We start from the raw sequence: 5,226 nt of genomic DNA, 5'->3' as shown, positions 1-5,226 counted from the left end.
TTGATAAGGCAGGCCTGATTGACCGCCGCGAGTTCGGCATCGTTCATGGCGACCCGCAGCCGCAGACAGGCGGGGCCACCGCCATTACGCATGCTCTGCTTCACGTCCATGTAGTGAACGGCCTTGATAGGCGTGTTCATGGTCAGCAGCTTGTTCAGGTACGCCGACACCGCCGGATTGTCGCGGCATTCGGTGGGAGCGATGATCGCCATCTCGCCATTGGGCAGGGTGAGGATCTGGGTGTTGAACAGATAGGATTTCACCGCATCCAGCACCGATACTTCGGCAGTCGGCACCTCGATAAAGTGCAGCTCCCCCTCGCCAAACTTGGTTTGCACCTCGGCCAGCGCCTGTTCGGTGTTGAGAAATGCCTGCTGGTGGAAGAAGAGCACGTTCTGGTTACCCACCGCGATCACGTCGTTGTGGAATACCCCCTGATCGATCACCTCCGGATTTTGCTGGATAAAGACCACGCTCTCCTCATCAAGACCATGCAGGCGGGCGATGGCCTGACTCGCTTCCAGAGTCTGGCGGGCCGGATAGCGCTTTGGTGCCGGGCGGGAGAGATCAAAGGCGCTGCGACCATAGACGAACAGCTCGACTCCTGCTTCGCCATATGCACGGCAGAGCCGGGTGTGGTTGGCCGCCCCCTCATCGCCGAAGTGATCATTTTCCGGCAGATGGAGGTGGTGGCTGAAGTGGCGCTCGTTATTGAACACGGCACGCAGGATACGACCGGTGACATCCGGCTCGAGGGAGCGGTGAAATTTGTTGGTCAGGTTGGCGGGGGTGAAGTGAATGCGGCCATCCTGAGTATCGGCACTCGGGGAGACTGTGGCTGCGTTGGCAGTCCACATGCTGGAGGCCGAGTAGCAGGCGGCCAGTACGGCAGGAGCCTGTTTGGCGGCCTGCTCCAGCACCCGGGCATCGCTGCCGGTGAAGCCGAGGCGGCGCAGAGTGGCAAGATCGGGGCGCTCTTGTGGCGCCAGCACCCCTTGGGTCATGCCGAGTTCGCTCAGCGCCTTCATCTTGCGCAGCCCCTGCTTGGCCGCCTCTTTCGGGTTGGAGGCTTCCTGGGCGTTGTTCTGGGAGGCGACGTTGCCGTAGGAGAGACCGGCGTAGTTGTGGGTCGGGCCGACCAGTCCGTCGAAATTGACCTCGAAGTGCTTCATTGAGTACATCCTTTCGATTTTTATGATGGGTAGCGGATTCCTTCCGCGCACAATGCGTCGGGGTGGGGCCATTATAAAGAGATTTTATGTTTTTGTAACAAGCCGGTAACCAGCAGACGTTTTTATGTCGTTTCCGATATAAAAAGAGGGGCCGTATGGCAGAAAAATGAAAAAGCGGTTGCACCCGACGCTGACCCTTCGCATTAATAAATAAAGAAGCAGCGCGGTAGGGGCTGGTCAGGCAAATTGAGTCACAAGATTGCTTTTTCCCGCCAAATCTCTTATACAGCCCCACAAAACCGCACACCAACCCCGTCGGGTGCAATGAGGATAATAGTTACAGCATGGGCAAATCACTGGTCATAGTGGAGTCTCCGGCCAAGGCCAAGACCATCAACAAATATCTGGGCAAGGACTACGTGGTGAAATCCAGCGTGGGTCATGTTCGCGATCTGCCCACCAGCGGCAGCGCCAGCACCGAGCCCAAGAAACCCGTCATTCGCGGCATCAAGTTGAGCGAAACCGAAAAGGCAGCCAAGGAGCGCAAAGCTCTGTTTGCCCGGATGGGGATCAACCCGACCGCGGGCTGGCAGGCCAACTACCAGATTTTGCCCGGCAAGGAGAAGGTGGTCAGCGAGTTGCAGAGTCTGGCCGAGAAGGCTGACACCATCTATCTCGCAACCGACTTGGATAGAGAAGGGGAAGCGATCGCTTGGCACCTGCGCGAGATCATCGGTGGCGACGAGAGCCGCTACAAACGCGTGGTGTTCAACGAGATCACCAAAACCGCCATCAAGGAGGCGTTTGCCCAGCCCTCCGAGCTCAACATTGACCGCGTCAACGCCCAGCAGGCTCGTCGTTTCCTCGACCGCGTCGTAGGCTACATGGTCTCTCCGCTGCTGTGGAAAAAGCTGGCTCGCGGCCTCTCTGCCGGTCGGGTACAGTCCGTCGCGGTGCGTCTGATCGTCGATAAAGAGCGCGAAATCAAGGCGTTCGTGCCGGTCGAGTTCTGGGATCTCAACGCCGACCTGCTGACCACCGAGAAGAGCGAGCTGCGGATGGAGGTGGTCAGCCGCAACGGCGCCGACTTCAAGCCGGTAACCCAGGCCGAGACCTTCGCTGCCGTCGCGGCCCTGGAAGGGGTCGACTACAAGGTCGTTAACCGGGAAGACAAGCCGACCGGCTCCAAGCCGTCCGCGCCCTTCATCACTTCCACCCTGCAGCAGGCGGCCTCTACCCGGCTGAGCTTCGGGGTCAAGAAGACCATGATGATGGCCCAGCGTCTCTATGAAGCGGGTTACATCACCTATATGCGTACCGACTCGACCAACCTCAGCAAAGAGGCGGTCGAGGCGGTGCGGGAATATATCGGCGAGCAGTATGGCGCCGCCTACCTGCCGGCCGAGCCTAACCTCTACGGTGCCAAGGCCAATGCCCAGGAGGCCCACGAGGCGATCCGTCCCTCCAGCGTGCTGGTGACTGCCGAGATGCTGGAAGGGATGGAACCGGATGCCATGCGTCTCTACGACCTTATCTGGCGTCAGTTTGTCGCCTGCCAGATGACCCCGGCTCAGTACGACTCCTCCACCCTGACCGTCAAGGCGGGAGAGTTCGAGCTCAAGGCTCGTGGCCGTACCCTGCGTTTTGCCGGTTGGACCAAGGCGCTGCCGCCGATGGGTCGCAAGGGTGAAGATACCCAGCTACCGGCGGTAACTGTCGGCGAGGTTCTGAAACTGCTCAAGCTGGATCCGCGCCAGCACTTCACCAAGCCGCCCGCACGCTTTACCGAAGCGGCGCTGGTGCGCGAGCTGGAAAAACGCGGCATTGGCCGTCCGTCTACCTACGCCTCCATCATCTCCACCATCGTCGATCGCGGCTATGTGCGGGTCGATAGTCGCCGTTTCTTCGCCGAGAAGATGGGCGAGATCGTCACCGACCGTCTGGTCGAGAACTTCGTCGAGCTGATGAACTACGAGTTCACCGCCAAGATGGAAGACAAGCTCGATGGCATCGCCGAAGGGAGCCTCGAGTGGAAGAAGGTGCTGGATGCCTTCTACGCCGAGTTTACCCATGAGCTGGAGAAAGCGGACAAGGCGCCGGAAGAGGGCGGCATGCGTGCCAACCAGATGGTGCTGACCGATATCGATTGCCCTGATTGCGGTCGCAAGATGGGTATCCGTACCGCCACCACCGGCGTGTTCCTCGGTTGCTCCGGTTATGCCCTGCCGCCGAAAGAGCGCTGCAAGAAGACCATGAACCTGGTCTCTGCCGACGAATTCGTCTCCGCCACCGATGGCGAAGAGGCGGAAACCGAGGCGCTGCGTGCCAAGCACCGCTGTGGCGTGTGCGGCACCGCGATGGATGCCTACATCATCGACGACAGCCGCAAGCTGCACGTCTGTGGTCGCAACCCCGATTGCGATGGCTACGAAATTGAAAAGGGTCAGTTCAAGCTCAAGGGCTACGAAGGGCCGAGCATCGAGTGTGACCGCTGTGGCAGCGAGATGCAGCTCAAGAACGGCCGTTTCGGCAAGTACATGGGCTGTACCAACGAGACTTGCAAGAACACCCGCAAGATCCTGAAAAACGGTGACATCGCGCCGCCGAAAGAGGATCCGGTACCACTGCCCGAGCTCAAGTGCACCCAGTCCGACGCCCACTTTGTGTTGCGTGACGGGGCTGCCGGTCTGTTCCTGGCGGCCAGCAACTTCCCCAAATCCCGCGAGACCCGCGCGCCGTTGGTGGAGGAGCTCAAGCGCTTCAAGGATCGCATCTCGGCCAAGCACAAGTATCTGGCGGGAGCCCCGCTCACCGATCCGGATGGCAACCCGGCCATCGTGCGCTTCAGTCGCAAGACCAAGGAGCAGTACGTGATGACCGAGGTCAACGGCAAGGCGACCGGCTGGACCGCTCACTACGATAACGGCACCTGGCAAGAGAGTTTGCCAAAGGCGAAGAAAGCCTGATGAGAAAGAGGCCCCGACAAGGGGCCTCTTTGCTTGTTGAGCAGCATATACTGAGTACCAGCTGCAAGGAGTGCAGTGTTGTAACAGGGAGGTGGTGATGGAGATACACGAGATCCGGCCGGGCATGAGCTGCATGACCCGTGAAGGGGCGGCCTATGTGCTGGAAGTGGACCGGCAAAGCTTGCTGGTGCTGCTGCAGCGCGAAGATGAAACCATTCCGGTGCAGGTTCGCAGCGACGAGATCCTGGCACCGCTGGAGTAAGCGTCAGGCCAACAATCACCACTGCAGGTGAAGAACAACATCAAAACGGCAGTAAAAACAGCAGCTCGGCCAGGTCGGGCTGCCACTGCCAGTCCCGCATTCTGACTCGCCCGCCAATCACGGCAACCCCCTCCTCCTGCAACAAGCCGACCTGGGTGGCAAATCCCTCTGACCCTTTGGGCAACGAAATGGTGCCTGCAGCGCCCAGCACCCGATGCCATGGCAGCACCTTGTCGGTCTCCCGCAGCACCTTGCCTACCAGCCTTGCCCGCCCGGGCAGACCCGCCAGATCGGCTACCTGACCGTAGCTGGCTACCTTGCCTGCAGGAATCAGCGCGATGATCGCCTCGATTCTGGCCACTTTTTCATGGGAGGGGTGATACATGGAGAGTCTGCTGTTGCCGTTGAGTGGATGGGCCATTGTGGCTTCTTGGCGGGGCCGGGAGCAAGGCGTGGGAGAGGTTGGAACATCTGATATCAGGGGATGGTGGGGCCTGAATGAAAAAAGGCGGCCTGAGGGCCGCCAAAGTAAAGACAACATTACCTCTGTGGCATCCGGTAGCGCACCTGCAGTTGGTCGAGGATCTGCAGCTGGCCGGGCAGCCGGGCGGCGAAGTGCTCCCACCCCTTGCGGGCAGGAGCGCTCCAGGCCACCTCGGCCGTGGCCAGCATGCGCGGGAACAACATGTAGTCGAGACGATCGCGCGAGGTGATCAATTCTGACCACAAGGGGCTCAGCACCCCGAGGATGTTATCGCTGGCATGGAAATCGGCTGGGGCAGGGTCGCACGAGTAGATCTGCTCCAGATTGAGGGTTCCCGCCCAG

General features: G+C 60.1%; 5 protein-coding genes. 2 read left to right on the top strand and 3 right to left on the bottom strand.

What is annotated here, in order from left to right:
* Nucleotides 1-1,172 (bottom strand): N-succinylarginine dihydrolase (gene astB / locus AACS24_RS21550; RefSeq protein ID WP_258223025.1); only part of this gene is annotated, 1,172 nt, incomplete at its 3' end.
* A gap of 344 nt (nucleotides 1,173-1,516) precedes the next feature.
* Between astB and topA the strand changes: the two genes are divergently transcribed.
* Together topA and AACS24_RS21540 are read left to right on the top strand one after the other, a co-directional pair.
* The gene (gene topA / locus AACS24_RS21545) at nucleotides 1,517-4,138 is read left to right on the top strand and encodes a type I DNA topoisomerase (RefSeq protein ID WP_108571959.1); all 2,622 of its coding nucleotides are present in this window, start codon (nucleotides 1,517-1,519) and stop codon (nucleotides 4,136-4,138) included.
* Between the two features lie 97 nt (nucleotides 4,139-4,235).
* Nucleotides 4,236-4,400, top strand: coding sequence for a hypothetical protein (locus AACS24_RS21540; RefSeq protein ID WP_165791285.1), 165 nt, complete (start codon nucleotides 4,236-4,238; stop codon nucleotides 4,398-4,400).
* Nucleotides 4,401-4,440: 40 nt separating this feature from the next.
* On the opposite strand, the gene AACS24_RS21535 is transcribed toward AACS24_RS21540, so the two are convergent.
* Together AACS24_RS21535 and AACS24_RS22055 are read right to left on the bottom strand one after the other, a co-directional pair.
* Nucleotides 4,441-4,785, bottom strand: a complete 345-nt coding sequence (locus AACS24_RS21535; RefSeq protein WP_042029407.1) for an MGMT family protein — start codon at nucleotides 4,783-4,785, stop codon at nucleotides 4,441-4,443.
* Between the two features lie 155 nt (nucleotides 4,786-4,940).
* Nucleotides 4,941-5,226: family 20 glycosylhydrolase (locus tag AACS24_RS22055; protein WP_258223024.1), on the bottom strand; the 286-nt coding region annotated here is incomplete at its 5' end.

Source organism: Aeromonas sp. HMWF016, assembly GCF_963878195.1.
Classification (GTDB): domain Bacteria; phylum Pseudomonadota; class Gammaproteobacteria; order Enterobacterales; family Aeromonadaceae; genus Aeromonas; species Aeromonas lacus.
Note: the sequence above shows the minus strand (reverse complement) of the source record. Positions and strands in the feature narration are given on the sequence as shown.

What these genes read in the sequence shown, in the direction of transcription:
- topA (WP_108571959.1), top strand. Translation starts at nt 1,517, where the DNA reads ATGGGCAAATCACTGGTCATAGTGGAGTCTCCGGCCAAGGCCAAGACC.
- AACS24_RS21540 (WP_165791285.1), top strand. Translation starts at nt 4,236, where the DNA reads ATGGAGATACACGAGATCCGGCCGGGCATGAGCTGCATGACCCGTGAA.
- AACS24_RS21535 (WP_042029407.1), bottom strand. Translation starts at nt 4,785, where the DNA reads ATGTATCACCCCTCCCATGAAAAAGTGGCCAGAATCGAGGCGATCATC.